Annotated in this window: 14 protein-coding genes; 12 read left to right on the top strand and 2 right to left on the bottom strand. The window is 53.8% G+C overall.

The window, feature by feature from the left end; translation table 11 throughout:
• The first annotated feature begins 10 nt into the window (after positions 1-10).
• From A3841_RS02525 to A3841_RS02565, 9 genes are all read left to right on the top strand, one after another.
• Entirely contained in the window at positions 11-577 is a 567-nt protein-coding gene (locus A3841_RS02525; RefSeq protein ID WP_083610162.1) for a chemotaxis protein CheW, read from the top strand.
• Positions 578-602: 25 nt separating this feature from the next.
• Complete coding sequence (locus A3841_RS02530) at positions 603-977, top strand: response regulator (protein ID WP_073850755.1); 375 nt, start codon at positions 603-605, stop codon at positions 975-977.
• A gap of 43 nt (positions 978-1,020) precedes the next feature.
• Positions 1,021-2,160, top strand: a complete 1,140-nt coding sequence (locus tag A3841_RS02535; RefSeq protein WP_073850756.1) for a chemotaxis protein CheB — start codon at positions 1,021-1,023, stop codon at positions 2,158-2,160.
• On the top strand, positions 2,135-3,775 hold the full coding sequence (locus A3841_RS02540) for a chemotaxis protein CheA (RefSeq protein WP_073850757.1): 1,641 nt from the start codon (positions 2,135-2,137) through the stop codon (positions 3,773-3,775). The genes A3841_RS02535 and A3841_RS02540 overlap by 26 nt, the downstream gene beginning before the upstream one ends.
• A 34-nt stretch (positions 3,776-3,809) precedes the next feature.
• Entirely contained in the window at positions 3,810-4,457 is a 648-nt protein-coding gene (locus tag A3841_RS02545; protein WP_235861264.1) for a chemotaxis protein CheC, read from the top strand.
• A 129-nt stretch (positions 4,458-4,586) separates the two neighbouring features.
• Positions 4,587-5,399 (top strand): putative phage abortive infection protein, encoded by an 813-nt coding sequence (locus A3841_RS02550; protein WP_073850758.1) that lies wholly within the window; start codon positions 4,587-4,589, stop codon positions 5,397-5,399.
• A gap of 164 nt (positions 5,400-5,563) precedes the next feature.
• Positions 5,564-6,895, top strand: coding sequence for a polyamine aminopropyltransferase (gene speE / locus A3841_RS02555; protein ID WP_073850759.1), 1,332 nt, complete (start codon positions 5,564-5,566; stop codon positions 6,893-6,895).
• Positions 6,888-7,958 (top strand): agmatinase family protein, encoded by a 1,071-nt coding sequence (locus A3841_RS02560; protein WP_073850760.1) that lies wholly within the window; start codon positions 6,888-6,890, stop codon positions 7,956-7,958. Before speE ends, A3841_RS02560 begins: the two co-directional genes overlap by 8 nt.
• Positions 7,959-8,124: 166 nt before the next feature.
• Positions 8,125-8,457: a phage holin family protein gene (locus A3841_RS02565; RefSeq protein ID WP_073850761.1), complete on the top strand. Its 333-nt coding sequence runs from the start codon at positions 8,125-8,127 to the stop codon at positions 8,455-8,457.
• 19 nt (positions 8,458-8,476) lie between these two features.
• Here A3841_RS02565 and A3841_RS02570 read toward each other — a convergent pair whose 3' ends face one another.
• Positions 8,477-8,812, bottom strand: coding sequence for a four-helix bundle copper-binding protein (locus tag A3841_RS02570; protein ID WP_073850762.1), 336 nt, complete (start codon positions 8,810-8,812; stop codon positions 8,477-8,479).
• 165 nt (positions 8,813-8,977) lie between these two features.
• Here A3841_RS02570 and recQ point away from each other — a divergent pair, with 165 nt between their 5' ends.
• Positions 8,978-11,110, top strand: a complete 2,133-nt coding sequence (recQ, locus tag A3841_RS02575) for a DNA helicase RecQ (RefSeq protein WP_073850763.1) — start codon at positions 8,978-8,980, stop codon at positions 11,108-11,110.
• Positions 11,111-11,216: 106 nt separating this feature from the next.
• Here the strand turns inward: recQ and A3841_RS02580 are convergent, their stop codons facing one another.
• Positions 11,217-12,710, bottom strand: coding sequence for a S8 family serine peptidase (locus tag A3841_RS02580; protein WP_083610164.1), 1,494 nt, complete (start codon positions 12,708-12,710; stop codon positions 11,217-11,219).
• Between the two features lie 554 nt (positions 12,711-13,264).
• Here A3841_RS02580 and A3841_RS02585 point away from each other — a divergent pair.
• Both A3841_RS02585 and A3841_RS02590 read left to right on the top strand, forming a co-directional pair.
• Positions 13,265-14,050: an XRE family transcriptional regulator gene (locus A3841_RS02585; RefSeq protein ID WP_073850764.1), complete on the top strand. Its 786-nt coding sequence runs from the start codon at positions 13,265-13,267 to the stop codon at positions 14,048-14,050.
• 185 nt (positions 14,051-14,235) lie between these two features.
• Complete coding sequence (locus tag A3841_RS02590) at positions 14,236-14,955, top strand: pirin family protein (protein WP_073850765.1); 720 nt, start codon at positions 14,236-14,238, stop codon at positions 14,953-14,955.
• The last annotated feature ends 1 nt before the right edge of the window (position 14,956 follow it).

Raw genomic sequence — 14,956 nt, forward strand, 5'->3', positions numbered from 1 at the left:
GAAGACGACTATGCCTGAACCTGCCGATGCGCAGCCAGTGGCTGCTAAGGCTGAGCCTACTACAGAAAAACAGGACAGCACCACATCGGAGACTGTCCGCGAGCAGGTAAACACCGAAATGGTGCACCTCATCGTGTTCAGGCTGGGCACCGAGGAATATGCCATCAGAATAGACCAGGTGAAGGAGGTAACGGTGACCCCCGGTATCACCCGCATGCCCCGCACGCCGGACTTTGTGAAAGGCGTGGCCAATATCCGTGGGGATATCATCGCTATCATCGACCTGGAGAAGCGCTTTAACATCAGGCCAAATCCTGAGAAGGCCGAACTGACGACAAGTTATACGTTGGTGGTGGAGGCTGACGACTACAGCATCGGGGTGGATGTGAAGGAGGTGCCGCAGTCGCTGAACCTGGCGCTGACCAAAATAGACAAAGCCCCCTCGTTCCTGCAGGATGTGAGCGTAAGCGAGAACTTTATCGAAGGCATCGCCAAAACCGACAACAGGCTCATCATTGTGCTGGATATGCACAAGATCCTGACACAGGACGAGGTGAGCCAACTGCCGAACTTATAATATCTGAAACTATACTTTACTAAGTATGAAAAGAATACTGATTGTTGATGACTCCTTCTACATGCGCACGATGCTGAAGAACATGCTGACTGATGCAGGCTACGAGATTGTGGGGGAGGCGCCGAACGGGCAAACGGCATTGGAGCTGGCCCGCGAGACAAAGCCTGACCTCATCACGCTGGACGTGATCCTGCCGGATAACACAGGCCTGGAGGTGCTGAAGGGCATCCGCGCAGAGCAGCCGGAGCAGAAAGTGATTATCGTGAGCGCCGTAGGCCAGGAGGTTATCGTGAACGAGGCTATGGAGTATGGCGCCAAGTCCTACATCGTGAAGCCTTTCTCGGAAGAGAATGTGCTGGAGGTGGTAAGCAAAGTGCTCGCCGGCGAGCCGACTAAGTAGCAGGCGGCATTGCGGAGGAAGGGAGTGCTTCAGAGTTTAAGGAGTGGAGGAGAAAGATACAATGTTGCGTGTGCTGATTGCGGATAGCTCTAGCTATTCCAGGATGGTGTTGCAGGATATTATTGGGTCTGCACCTGGCGTGCAGATAACGGATTTGGCAGCCGATGGGGACGAGCTCCTGAAGTCGTTGAAAGCGAATAGGGCCGAACTGGTGGTGCTGGACCACGACCTGCCGAAGAACGGAAACCTGCTTGCTTTGAAGCGCATCTTTGGCGAGGTGCCTGTGCCGGTGCTCCTGTTGCTGCAGCAGGAGCAGCTGACCCTTGAACTACTGAAGCAGGCTGTGGAACTAGGCGTTTACGGCGTGGTACTGAAACCCGGGAAGAGCCGCTACTATACCAATTACAGAAGTATAGCCCGGGAGGTGCTGCAGAAAGTAATGGCAGTGCGGCAAAGCAATCTGCATGATGCACAGCTCCGCTATGAGGTGCTGCAACAGGAGGTAGTAGAGTGGAATGAAACGCCAGCTGCCCTTTCTGCAAAGGCCACATCCGAAACCGTGATCGTGATCGGTGCCTCTACAGGGGGCACCCAGGCCGTGGAGCACATCGTCAGGCAACTCTCGCCGGATCTGGAGGCAACGGTGCTGGTGGCATTGCACCTGCCGCAAAGTTTTACCCGCACCTATGCCGAAAGGCTGCAGGCGCAGACGCCCCTGAAAGTGGTGGAAGGCCGCAGAGGCCTGAAGCTAAAGCCTGGGAAAGTGATTGTGGCGCCGGGAGGAAGGAACATGGTGGTGCAGACGGTGATGGGAAACAGGGCGAACCTGATGATTGCCTTCTCGGATGAGAAAACATCGCTTTTCGACCAGCCCTCCATAGACCTGCTCATGCAGTCTGTGGCGCGCAGCTCGGTAAGGCAGGTGGTTGGGGTGATCCTGACAGGCATGGGAAAAGACGGCACAGCGGGTGCCGCTCATATCAAAGCATGCGGAGGCATTGTGGTGGCGCAGGATGAGGAAACCTCCACCATTTTCGGAATGGCTAAATCTGCCATCGAAAGCGGATATATAAACGAAGTACTGCCATTGCAGGAAATTCCGGTTTTCCTGAACAAGTATGTGGCAGGGCAGCAGGTCAGTACAACTGACGGTACATATGAAATCGAGAGAACAGGAGTATAAAGAAATATTTATAGCCGAGGCCTTAGAGTATTTTGATGCACTCAACAGGCATATCAGCACACTGGAACGAGAGCCGGAGAGCGAAGAGACGCTGGCCGAGATCTTCCGGCTGCTGCATAACCTGAAGGCTAACTCCAAGGCGATCGGGTACCTGCAGATCTCGGACGTGTCGCACAAGCTGGAGACGGCCTTTAGCCTTATCCGCAACAAGGAGCTCTCGTTCAGCGATGAGGTGGTGAAGGTGCTGTTCGATGGCATCGACCTGCTCGGGGAGCTGATCCATAACGTGGACAACCCAGGTTATGGCGAGCCGGACCCTTTGCTGCTGCGCAACCTCGACATCATTGTGGAGAACCTCTCCGACAGTACCATCGAGCTGGCCAAGGTACAGAAGTATAACACTTCTAAAAACCTGGCACTTTCTGAACTGATATACATTCAGATCAAGAAGCTGGACCACATGATGAACCTGGTGGGGGAGTTGATGATAGACCGCGACCGCGTTCTCTCCATCAGCCGCGAGTTGAATAATGATGAGCTGAAAAACGTGAGCTCGCACCTGTACCGCATCACCGAGGAGCTGCAGTACAGCGTGATGGACGCGCGTCTGGTAAACATCGGGTCGCTGTTTAACAAGTTTCCGCGCATTGTGCGGGACGTGGCCTCCGCCGAGGGAAAGCAGGTGAACCTGGAGCTGCAGGGCCATGACATACAGATAGACCGGAACATCCTGCAGATTATGGCGGACTCGCTGCTGCACCTGGTACGCAATGCCATCACACATGGCCTGGAGAAGCCCGAGGAGCGCGAGACAAAAGGCAAGAGCAGGGTGGGCGTGCTGCGGCTGACGGCACAGAGCGACCGCGAGAACGTGCTGCTCCGGCTGCAGGACGACGGCAGGGGCATTGACCTGAAGCTGGTGAAGCGCGCGGCAGTGGAGAAGCAGCTTATCTCCGCAGATGCAGCGCGGGGCATGGCAGACAATGAGGTGCTGTCACTGTTGTTTGAGCCGGGCTTCTCCACGGCAAGGGAGGTAACAGAGTTTTCCGGTCGCGGCGTAGGGCTGGATGTGGTGAAGAACGCCATCGATTCCATCGGAGGCCGTATCAATGTAAGCTCGGAGAAGGGGAAAGGCACCACCTTCAGCCTGCAATTGCCTTCATCCATTGCGGTAAAAGGCGCACTGCTGTTCGAGGTGGACAGCATATACTTTGCCATCCCGCTCATACACACCGACCAGGTAGTGTCGCTGGACAAGGATGAGCTGCACGAGGTTGGCGGCGTGCTTATTGCCAACCTGCAAGGGGAGACCGTTACGGTAGTTTACCTGAACGAGCTTTTGAATGCCCCGGAGGGAGAAATGGACCTCGGTGACAAGAGCCGGCTGAAAGGACAGGTGCAGAACATCATCATCGTGTCTTACAACAACAGGAAGCTCGGCCTGATTGTAGATAAACTTTACCGGCAGCAGGACATAGTGGTGAAACCGCTAAGCAAGCCGCTGGACCAGATAGATATTTATGGAGGCGTTACGCTGTTAGGCACCGGCAAAGTATGTTTGGTGCTGGATGTGCCGGCGATTACGCGCTACTTTGTACATAGAAAGCAGGTTTGAGGCGATGGGTAAATCAATTACAAACGAGACAACTATGATGATGGAAGCTCAGATTTCAGAGTTAGAGAGAGATATTATCAAAGAGATACTTAATATTGGACTGGCGCGTGCCGCCGACTCTTTTGCAGCCATTGCCAAAGACAGGGTGTTGCTGAAAGTGCCCGATATTAAGCTGATAGATGTGAAAGAGCTTCTGGGGCTGGTATCCGAGTACGAGGACTCGCACATTATCATACAATCAGATATCAAGGGAGACTTTAATGGCGCCACGCTGATGCTTTTCTCCGATGACCACGTTGTTCGCCTCTCGCAGGTGTGCCTGGGCATGGAGGAGGTGCCGAAAGGGGAACTATCGGTTATGCAGGAGTCGCTGCTGCTGGAGATCAGCAATATTATTACCGGCGCGCTTGTCACTCAGATGGCCAACATCCTGAAGGCCAGTATCTATGGCTCGCCCCCCAAGGCGCCGAAAGGCTACATTGCAGACTCGCTGAAGGATATCCTGGTGCAGCACCCGCTGTTTCAGCCGCTCGTGTTCACCGTCATCACCCGCTTTACCCATAACTCCAGAAGCGTGGAGTTGCCGCTGCTGCTGTTTTTCGACTCCAAGACGTTTTTGCACATCATCGAGATCATCCGAAACTTTGACCTGGGCAAAACCAATCTGATGGAAACCGACTGAGGCGCATTGCAGTAGTGTAGCCTATCTTTTATGGGAAGCCATACTTTATAAGTATAAGTATAAGTATAAGTATAAGTATAAGTATAAGTATAAGTCGCTGCACAACCAATGTGAAGTTATACTTCCAGCATGCCACAGCCAAAACAACGACTCAGCAAGTATGAGATAACCGGTTACATCCTGATCCTGACAGGAGCGGTGGTGCTGGTGTGGGGCACGATAAAATTTAACCTCGCCGAAGAGCTTTACCTCGACCCTGCCGACCGGGAAGGGGTTTTCGGGCAGTACGGCGAGTTCATTGGCGGCATTGTCGGGTCGCTGTGGGCGCTGGCCGGCGTGTTTCTTTTCTTTGCCACGCTCACCTACCAGAAACGGGAGTTTGAGCTGCAGCGCTTCGAGCTGCACAAGACGCAGAAGATCTTTCAGCAGCAGAATTTCTCCACCCTCTACATCAGCTTCATCCAGAAGCACAACGACATCATCAACTCCCTGGTCGCCTACGACATCAACAAAAGCGACTGGCGCGGGTCTAACTTTTTTGTCTTCTTTCAGGAGAAGGTGCTCACCTCCTATGTGCAGAAAACACGCGCCCTGGAGCCGCACGAAAAAACAGCGGTGGCCCTGCAGCAACTTTTCCGGGATTACTTCACCTACCACTTTTCCTTTTACCAAAACTCCCTTGGCCCCTACCTCAAGAACCTGAGCGTGCTCTTTAAGCTCATCCAAAAGTATAGATCCGAAACCCAGGACCAGGGCGAGTACTACAGCTTCATCACCAAGGCCAACTTCACGCAGGCGGAGCTGTTCCTGATCTACCACGTGGCGCGGTTTCAGCTGCTCAAGGAGTTCGCTGCCATCGATAATGCCTTTGACATGTTCGAGGACATGGCCGAGGAGCATAAGGTAGAGTACCTGGTGGAGCAGGAGCTGCCGGTGAAATAGCCCGCCCGGCACCTGCCACTGCCTGATGGCAGCAAACACCGTAAATTATTAACCCTTTGACGGGCAGCGAAGTATAACCTTGTGCCCATGTTTCACCTTTGATAATAGAGCCGGATTTCGTTTTTTTGCACCCTTATCATTTTTTTAACCTTCCATCCCCATTGATGAACGCTTTAGGCAGACACATTTTAGTTGAATTTTACGATTGCTCGCCGGAACTGATGAACGACGTTGTTCACATCGAGAACAGTATGGTAGCCGCTGCCGAAACAGCCGGTGCCACCGTCATCAACAGCACGTTCCACCACTTTTCGCCCTATGGCGTTTCCGGCGTGGTGGTGATTCAGGAAAGCCACCTGGCTATCCATACCTGGCCGGAGTACGGCTATGCCGCCGTAGACCTTTTTACTTGCGGCGACTCTGTGGATCCCTGGGTATCTTATATGTACCTGAAAGAAGCCTTCGAGTCCGGGCACGGTTCGTCCATGGAGCTGCGTCGGGGTCAACTGGGCTTGCTCAAGCGCAATGATTTTAGCCTGGAGCAGCTGCGCGATGTGTCTCCGAAGCCGCAAGAGGAGGCGGGCACCATTACCCGGGATGTGTGGTTTACGGAGCGCGACGAGAACATCGCCTTGTCGCTAAAGCATACGGGCAAGCAACTTTACAAAAAAGACTCGCCGTACCAGCGCGTGGAGGTGATCGAGACGCTGGCCTACGGCAACCTGCTGACGCTGGACGGCATGGTGATGTGCACACAGAAGGATGAGTACGTGTACCACGAGATGATCACGCACGTGCCCATGATGAGCCACAGCAAAGCCAGGCGCGCCCTGGTCATCGGTGGCGGCGACGGCGGCACGGTGCGCGAGCTGCTGCGCTACGAGCAACTGGAGGAGGTGACGCTGGTGGAGATAGACGAGTTGGTGATCGAGGCCTGCAAACTGCACCTGCCCGAAACCGCCGTTTCCTTTGACAACCCGCGCCTGAACCTGCTGGTGGAAGATGGCATCAAGTACATCAACGCGTGTGAGGACGGCCGCTACGACCTGATCATTGTGGATTCTGCCGACCCGGTAGGGCCGGGGGAGGGCCTGTTCACGGCGGAATTCTACAGCCAGGTGCACCGCTGCCTGACGCCGGACGGGGTGATGATCACGCAATCGGAGTCGCCGCGCTTTAACAGTGCTGTGTTTGTGGAGATCTACGACACGTACAAGCAGATTTTTGGAGAAAATAAGGTGCATTGCTACCTGGCAGCCATCCCGACATACCCGACTGGTACCTGGAGCTTCTCGTATTCATCCAAAGGAAACTCCACCCCGCTGAACTTTGATCGTGCGGCGGCAGCCCGATTCTCGAGGGAGCAGGGCCTGAAGTACTACAACGAAGAAATACATGCGGCTGCCTTTGCATTGCCTAACTTTGTGAAAGAGCTGCTGAGCAGTGGCTCGCAGCAAGCAATAGAAGCATACTCAGCTGAAAGAACTCATGACTAGCAAAGAACAGAAAATACAGAATTTCGACCCGAACGGCGTGGGCGATAGCAGTGGCAATCTTTTTGGCCTGCCATTCACCGTGGAAGAGTCGGAGGTGGTGATCATACCGATGCCCTGGGAGGTAACGGTATCCTACAGCGCGGGCACGGCGCAAGGCCCACAGGCCATTAAAGATGCCTCTCCGCAGCTCGACCTGTTTGAGCCAGGTATAAAGGATGCCTGGAAACTGGGCGTGGCCATGGAAGACGTCTCCATGGAGTGGGCAGCGACAAGTGAGGCCCTACGCGACAAGGCAGAGGCCTACATTAACTGGCTGGAGGCCGGAAGCCCGGAGGTGGGCAGAGGTGAGTTTGAGCACCTGCCCGCCGAGGTAACGGCCAAAGGGGAGGAGCTGCTGGCATGGCTGAATCAAAAATCCCTGGCATACTTAGAGCAGGGCAAACTGGTAGGCGTACTGGGCGGCGACCACAGCACCCCGCTGGGACTGATGCATGCGCTGGCCGAGAAGCACGAGGAATTCGGCATTCTGCAGGTAGACGCACACGCCGACCTGCGTGACGCGTATGAGGGTTTTGAGTTCTCGCATGCGTCCATCATGTTTAACGCCCTGAAGCTGCCGCAGGTGAAGAAGCTGGTGCAGGTCGGCATCCGCGATATTTGCCAGGCAGAGGCGGAACTGGCGGAGCAGTCCAACGGCCGTGTGACCATTTTCTACGACGCCACCCTGAAGGAGAACCTGTATGCCGGCGACAGTTGGAAAAAGGAGTGCAAGAAAATCATCGCACAGCTGCCCCAGAAAGTATACATCAGCTTTGACATCGACGGCCTGGACCCGAAACTTTGTCCGGCCACAGGCACGCCTGTTCCGGGAGGGCTGGAGTTTGAGCAGGCGGTGTACCTGATCAAGCAGTTGGTGAAATCCGGCCGCGAGATCATCGGCTTCGACCTGTGCGAGGTGGCCCCCGGTGAGAGCGAGTGGAACGGCAACGTGGGCGCCCGCCTGCTGATGAAGCTGGTGAACTGGATGGCTGTGTCGCAGCAGCGACTGGAGGCGCAGTTTTAGACAAACACCAAAGTATAAGTTTATACTTTTTAGAGCGCCCGCAGCAGCCGTTGCGGGCGCTCTTTTTATACTTTAGGCAAGAGCCATACTTTATACTTCTGATTCCGTATGTATAGCGCAACAGCTATAACCTGTTTAATCTATATTTAACAAAAGATATAAAACTATGGGATTCATCATTAAACTTCTCCTAACCGGTGCTGCGGCCATGTTAGCCGCATATGTGTTGCCTGGCGTGTCGATAGACGGTTTCCTGACGGCGCTTATACTGGCGCTGGTGCTGGCGGTGCTGAACGCCATCGTGCGGCCTATTCTTGTATTTCTCACCATTCCCGTTACCATACTTACGCTGGGTCTTTTCCTGCTCGTCATCAACGCCGTCATCATACTTCTGGCCGATTATTTGATCGCCGGTTTTGCCGTGGATGGCTTTATCTGGGCGCTGCTGTTTAGTTTGGTGCTTTCTGTTATCACGGCCATTTTGGATATGATCTTCTAAAGTTTGGGCTAAGTATAGCTTAAGCCTGCTGCAGCCAGTTCTGGCAAGCCTCGGCGCACTCGCGGCAGGCGTCGGCGCACTTCTGGCAATGGTCGTGCTGGTGCTTGCGGCACTCCTCTTCGCATTGGCGGCAGATCTCAATGCACTCCTTCATCACGTGCTTGGCATGCGGCGAGTTGCGAGCCACAAACTGTGCCGTCAGCAAACAGATATCGGCGCAGTCGCGGTCTGTCATGATACACTTCACCATCATTTTCACGTCGTCTTCCTGCAGGCACAAAGTGGCACAGGTTTCGCAGGCGGTCATGCACTTTACCAGCACATGCTCCAGGTTGTTGGTTATCTCTGATTTCATAGCTTAAACTTTTTATGTATGGTTAAAGGTACGACAGCAGGCTTCTATGGTTCTGCAAGTCTTAAATGCAGCTTGCTTTCTCGTAATTACGTGCCATTATGGTTATCTTTGGATTATAATGAACACAAGCGAAGCAGGTAGACCCCTGTGTCGGAGATTATAATTATGGCGACGATACGAGAGGCGAGAGAGGCCCTGAAATTATATTTTGGATACGAGCAGTTCCGCCCCATGCAGGAGCAGATCATTGAGGGGGTGCTGCAGGGCAAGGATGTGGTGGTGCTGATGCCGACGGGCGGCGGAAAATCCGTGTGCTACCAGGTGCCGGCGGTGGTGCAGCCGGGAATGTGCGTGGTTGTCTCACCGCTGATTGCGCTGATGAAGGACCAGGTGGAGGCGCTGCTGGCAAACGGCATCCCGGCGGCCTACATCAACAGCTCCCAGAGCGCCGAGCAGCAGTACGTGATCGAGAACCAGTGCCTGGAAGGGAAGCTGAAGCTGCTCTACGTATCGCCTGAGAAACTGCTTTCCTCCGGCTTCCTGGCCTTCCTGCGCCGCATAAAAGTATCGCTCTTTGCCGTGGATGAGGCGCACTGTATTTCCTCCTGGGGCCACGATTTCCGCCCGGAGTACACCCAGCTGAAGGCCCTGAAGCAGCAGTTCCCGGATATTCCCGTCATCGCCCTCACCGCCACCGCCGACAGGCTGACGCAGAAAGACATTCAGGAGCAACTGTACCTGCGCAATCCTCAAGTATACCTTTCCTCTTTCGACAGGCCCAACATCAACCTGATGGTGAAGCCCGGCCGCGACCGGTTCAACAAGATCACGGAGTTCCTCTCTAAAAGGCCAAACCAGCCGGGTATCATCTACTGCCTCAGCCGCAAAGCCACGGAATCGCTTGCCGATAAGCTCAAGCGCAGCGGCTTCAACGCCACTTTTTACCATGCTGGCATGTCGGCCAATGCCCGGGCTAAGGCGCAGGAGGAGTTCCTGAACGATGACGTGCAGATCGTTTGCGCTACCATTGCCTTTGGGATGGGCATCGATAAATCGAATGTGCGCTGGGTGATTCATTACAACCTGCCAAAGAACATTGAAGGATATTACCAGGAGATCGGGCGTGCCGGGCGCGATGGGTCCAAGTCGGATGCGCTGCTGTTTTACAGTTATGCCGACGTGATGAGCATGCGCAGTATGCTGCAGGACAACCAGAACGAGACACAGACGGAGCTGCAGCTTGTAAAGCTGGAGCGTATGCAGCAGTTCGCCGAGGCCGCCGCCTGCCGTCGGCGCATATTGCTGCAGTACTTCGGCGAGACCATGCCCCAAGACTGCGGCAACTGCGATATCTGCCGCAACCCGCCCACCCGCTTCGACGGAACCGTGATCGCCCAGAAAGCCCTTTCCGCCATTGCCCGCACGCAGGAGCGCGCCAACATGAGCCTGCTGGTGGATGTGCTGCGTGGCGCCCGCAACGCGCAGGTGCTACAGGGTGGATTTGATAAAGTGAAAACCTACGGCGCCGGCCGTGACATCAGCACCCTGGATTGGAACCGTTACCTGCACCAACTGCTGAACGAGGGGCTGATCGAGATGGCCTACGACCAGGGCTATACCTTGAAACTGACGGAGCAGAGCAAGCAGGTGCTGTTTGAGGGACGCAGGGTGCAGCTCGTGAAGTTTGAGGAAGTGAAGCAGGAGGAGCCCGCTGTGAAAGCCCGCCCGAAGCGCGAGCTGATCAAAGACGCGCTGTTCGAAAAGCTGCGCACGCTCCGCAAAAGCCTGGCCGACGAGTACGGGGTGCCGCCCTACGTGGTCTTTACCGACGCCACCCTGCAGGAGATGGCTGCCGAGCGCCCGACGAATAAGATCGCGATGCTAGCCATATCCGGTGTGGGTGCCCAGAAGTATGAGCGCTACGGCGATGCTTTCATCACCGAGATCATCGACTTTATAAACGAGGAACAGAATAAAGGCAACAAGCTGAAAGGCGCCACGCACCTGGCAACGCTGGAGCTCCTGCAGCAAGGCTACAGCGTGGAGCTGATTGCCAAAGAACGAAACCTGAACCCGGTGACGGTGTTTTCGCACCTGGCCACGCTCTTTGAGCAGGGGTATCCGGTTGATTTGGAGCGGTATGTGAGCCGGGCAGAGTATAAAGTCATTGCCAAGGCTATTGCCAAGCTGGGGGTGGATGCTAAGCTAAAGGACATATTTGAATTGCTGAACGAAGCTTACGCTTACTATAAGATCCGGCTGTCCATCTCAATCTTTAAAAAGGAAAACGCCTGGTAGGCAGGGAAGCAAAGTATAAACTTAGGCAAAGTATAACAAGTATAAAACAGGAAGGCCGCCCATACGTGGGCGGCCTTCCTGTTTTATACTTGTTATTACTGGATGCTTACTTTACAGAGGCAACCGGATCCGGCGTGCTGTCTTTGTCGCCGGTGATAATCCCTTGGCTTAGTACCTCGCCACGCAGGGCAAGTATACCCGCTACGTGCGGAGCAGCCATGGAAGTACCGTAGTGGCCGCTAGAGAAGCTTCCGGACTTATTTGTGGCCGTCACGTTCACGCCCGGGGCCGCGAAGTCCACGCCCGCACCGAAGTTAGAGGAAGACCACAGTTTGTTGTAGCTGTCGATGGCGGATATGGTGTATACGCCTGGTGCGTTCACGCGGGCTGGCGATGTGCCGGAGCAGTCTACCGCGCTGTTGCCGGCCGCGATGGCAAAGAGGATACCGTTGGCGGCTGCCGTCATCACGGCGTTATCCAACGTGGAGGAGATGCCGCTACCCAGGCTCATGTTTACCACATCACCCGGTTTGCCGTTTCTGTTCACGTGGTTTACTGCAGATATTGCTCTGGATACCGTGCCGGCACCAGCATCGTCGAACACGCGCAGGGCAATGATCGTCGCGTTGGAGGCTACGCCTAGCATTCCCGATCCGTTGTTTTTGGCGCCGATAACACCGGCTACCGAAGTGCCATGGCCATAACCATCCTCAATTGACGGGTTGCCGTAGATAAAGGAGAAGCTTCTTGCGGTGTCCACGTTCAGGTCGGCATGGTCCGTGTCTATGCCGGAGTCGATGATCCATACTGTTTTTCCAGTACCGTCGCCGTAGCCTACGCGCTCAATGTTCCAGGCCACTGTCTCGCCTGCAAGCGGTGTGATTGAGTTATAAGCGGGAGCTGGCTCTGTCGGCACAGGCGCTGTAGGAGCCGGTTCAGATGGCGCAGGCTCTGTCGGAGTTGGTTCTGCAGGTGCAGGCTCCGTTGGTTCCGGGTCAGTAGGAACTGGCTCTGTAGGTGCCGGCTCTACTGGAGTAGGGTCGGTTGGGGCAGGGTCGGTAGGGGCCGGTTCGGTTTTGTTCTTACCATTGCCCTTGCCGTTGCTGGTTTTGGTAGATCCGTCGTCCGTTTTGTTGTTTCCCTTGCCTTTTGTGGCGGTATCCGTTACGGTCTTCCACTTTGGTGCAAGCGCAATAATGCGGTCCTGCTCCACATAAGCTACGTCAGGGTTTTTGCGAATTGCATCCAGCTGCTCCGCGCTGAGACGCGCCGCGAAACCGTTCACAACTCCTTCATATACCTGCGAGACATCCTTCGCGTCTACCCTGGAAGTGTTCAGCACACGCTCACGCTGCTTGGCAGCGTCTACTTTCGTGGCTTTCAGGCCCTGGCTTTCGCCGGAGCCAAGGCTCGTGCCGCCATTTTTGAAAACAACGATGTACTGGCCCTCGATGGCCTGCCCGTTCTGCGATGAGAAGGCAGCCTGTGGCTCATTGAACTGGTCTTGGATGAATTCCTCTTGCTGGCATCCTGTCAGGGAGACAGCAGTGGCAAATGCTGCCAACGCAACGGAGCGCCGCAGGGTTAAACTTCTGATCATAGCTAAAAGTTGAAAAGTAATGGGGTAATAATTTAGTTAATAATAAAACCTTTATATTTTGATGTCGTAACCTGTGCTGTATTAGAAAAGTTCACTATTACCCATTGTTCTAAAAGAAGTTTTAACCATCGCGCTGTGTAATGTGCAATTATAGGCAAAAGGAGGCCTGGCTGCAGATAATTGCCGCTTTGGTTATAGAAAGGATCCTTTGTGATAGGACTATTCTGTATTATTTTAAATGATCAGGAGAAGTAGTAGTGTTACAAATTCAATATCCCACCTTAAGTATAAATTCAATTTATGCTGTAAAAGTCAGGCATAAATAAATAAAATCAAAATATTAGCAAGGTGATGAATCTATAAAAAATAATACTTTTACAATAAGTATGAATTTTGTTAGAATTGTGACAGTTTATCACTATTTCAGATTAATTTTAATCTAACTATACTTTAGTAATTCTGCTAAAATAATTAGTATTTTTGCTAAAGTATACTTACTTTTACACGCGTGCAGCTAAAGTATGGCCGCCGTCCGGTAATTTAAAGGAGCTATTATGCAGTTGGTTACATCTAATTTAAGACACTTGCGCAAACATGCCAGCCTGACACAGGCGCAGTTGGCCGAGAAGCTGGAGATCAAGCGCTCTTTGGTGGGCGCTTACGAGGAGGGAAGGGCAGAGCCGAAACTGAGTACGCTGATTAACGTGGCCAGGTTCTTTGATGTATCCCTCGATGACCTTATTACCCGCGATCTGGTGCATGAGGCACCGGCCGGGTCAGCAAATGGGGCAGGCCGTGTTAACGGTGGCAACCTGCGTGTGCTGGCTATCACTGTGGACCAGGAGGAGAAGGAGAATATTGAGTTGGTTCCGTATAAGGCCAGCGCCGGCTACCTGAACGGCTATGCCGATGCTGAGTTCATAGAGGAGCTGCCACGTTTCCGGTTGCCTATGCTGGGCACAGGCGGCACGTACCGTGCCTTTGAGATCAGCGGCGACTCTATGCTGCCGATCGCCTCCGGCACCGTTATCGTGGGCCGGTTTATAGAAGACTGGAGTCAGATAAAAGACGGTACGCCATGTATCATCGTAAGCCAGAAAGAAGGGGTGGTATTCAAGCGTCTCTTCAATAAGATTCAGGAGGCCGCTACCTTGCGCCTGCATTCCGATAATCCCGTTTACTCACCCTACGAGGTGCACGTAGAAGACGTGGTGGAGATCTGGGAAGCAAGATCCTACATCAGCTCCACCTTCCCGATCGCAGACCTTTCGCTGGATAAACTCACCAGCATTGTGCTCGATCTGCAAAAAGACGTACAGAAACTCAAGAAGGCAGAGTAATTCCCTTTAGTAGAGTTTATACTTTAAGCCTGAAGCCGTGCCTGCACGGCTTCAGGCTTTTTTGTGCCCCTAGCCGTTGATTTAAGGCAATTGCTAACAACAAATTAGCTATATCCGTAAAGCCTTAGCAGATAGGGTGCTGCCTTGGCGCCTCGTATACGTACGCACTTTAGCAAACCGGAACTATGATAAAACTGATACCTGCCTCAGAGCAACACAATGCCAGAGTAGGGGACTGGCTGGAGTCTCGCTACCTCTTTTCTTTTGCTGATTACTACGACCCATCCAATATACAGTTCGGGCCTCTGCGCGCGTTAAACCATGAGTGGATTAAAGGCCGCAACGGCTTTCCGCAGCATCCGCACGCCGAAATGGAAGTAGTGACCGTGGTTATGGACGGGGAACTGACGCATAAGGACAGCCTGAACAATGAGGTGGTGCTGAAAGCCGGCGACGTGCAGCGCATGACGTCCGGCACCGGCTTTACCCATTCCGAGACCAACGATACCGACAATGACACGGAGCTCCTGCAGCTCTGGTTTCTGCCAAACAAACGCGGCCTGGCCCCATCCTACGAGAACATGAACGTGGATTTCCTGGACGCCAAGGACAAACTGATACCGGTGGTAACAGGCCAGAAGGTGCTCGAGAATGTGCCGTTCATCAACTCAAACTCCACGGTATACTACGGCCACGTGAGCCAGGGCGAGGGGATAGACTTCAAGACGTTCAAGATCCGGAAAACGCTGGTGTATGTGCTGAGCGGCTCCATGCTGATCAACAACGTGGAAGCCGACCGAAACGACCAAGTGCGCCTGGAGAGCCAGGATATTGTGAGCCTGCACGGCAATGCCGAGGCCACCTTTATACTTGTGGACGTGCCGGCCACCGAAGTGAACTACTGAT

Origin of the sequence: Pontibacter flavimaris (assembly GCF_001907195.1) — a bacterium.
In the GTDB taxonomy this organism is placed as follows: domain Bacteria; phylum Bacteroidota; class Bacteroidia; order Cytophagales; family Hymenobacteraceae; genus Pontibacter; species Pontibacter flavimaris.

What these genes read in the sequence shown, in the direction of transcription:
- A3841_RS02525 (WP_083610162.1), top strand. Translation starts at nt 11, where the DNA reads ATGCCTGAACCTGCCGATGCGCAGCCAGTGGCTGCTAAGGCTGAGCCT.
- A3841_RS02530 (WP_073850755.1), top strand. Translation starts at nt 603, where the DNA reads ATGAAAAGAATACTGATTGTTGATGACTCCTTCTACATGCGCACGATG.
- A3841_RS02540 (WP_073850757.1), top strand. Translation starts at nt 2,135, where the DNA reads ATGAAATCGAGAGAACAGGAGTATAAAGAAATATTTATAGCCGAGGCC.
- A3841_RS02545 (WP_235861264.1), top strand. Translation starts at nt 3,810, where the DNA reads ATGATGATGGAAGCTCAGATTTCAGAGTTAGAGAGAGATATTATCAAA.
- A3841_RS02550 (WP_073850758.1), top strand. Translation starts at nt 4,587, where the DNA reads ATGCCACAGCCAAAACAACGACTCAGCAAGTATGAGATAACCGGTTAC.
- speE (WP_073850759.1), top strand. Translation starts at nt 5,564, where the DNA reads ATGAACGCTTTAGGCAGACACATTTTAGTTGAATTTTACGATTGCTCG.
- A3841_RS02560 (WP_073850760.1), top strand. Translation starts at nt 6,888, where the DNA reads ATGACTAGCAAAGAACAGAAAATACAGAATTTCGACCCGAACGGCGTG.
- A3841_RS02565 (WP_073850761.1), top strand. Translation starts at nt 8,125, where the DNA reads ATGGGATTCATCATTAAACTTCTCCTAACCGGTGCTGCGGCCATGTTA.
- A3841_RS02570 (WP_073850762.1), bottom strand. Translation starts at nt 8,812, where the DNA reads ATGAAATCAGAGATAACCAACAACCTGGAGCATGTGCTGGTAAAGTGC.
- recQ (WP_073850763.1), top strand. Translation starts at nt 8,978, where the DNA reads ATGGCGACGATACGAGAGGCGAGAGAGGCCCTGAAATTATATTTTGGA.
- A3841_RS02580 (WP_083610164.1), bottom strand. Translation starts at nt 12,710, where the DNA reads ATGATCAGAAGTTTAACCCTGCGGCGCTCCGTTGCGTTGGCAGCATTT.
- A3841_RS02585 (WP_073850764.1), top strand. Translation starts at nt 13,265, where the DNA reads ATGCAGTTGGTTACATCTAATTTAAGACACTTGCGCAAACATGCCAGC.
- A3841_RS02590 (WP_073850765.1), top strand. Translation starts at nt 14,236, where the DNA reads ATGATAAAACTGATACCTGCCTCAGAGCAACACAATGCCAGAGTAGGG.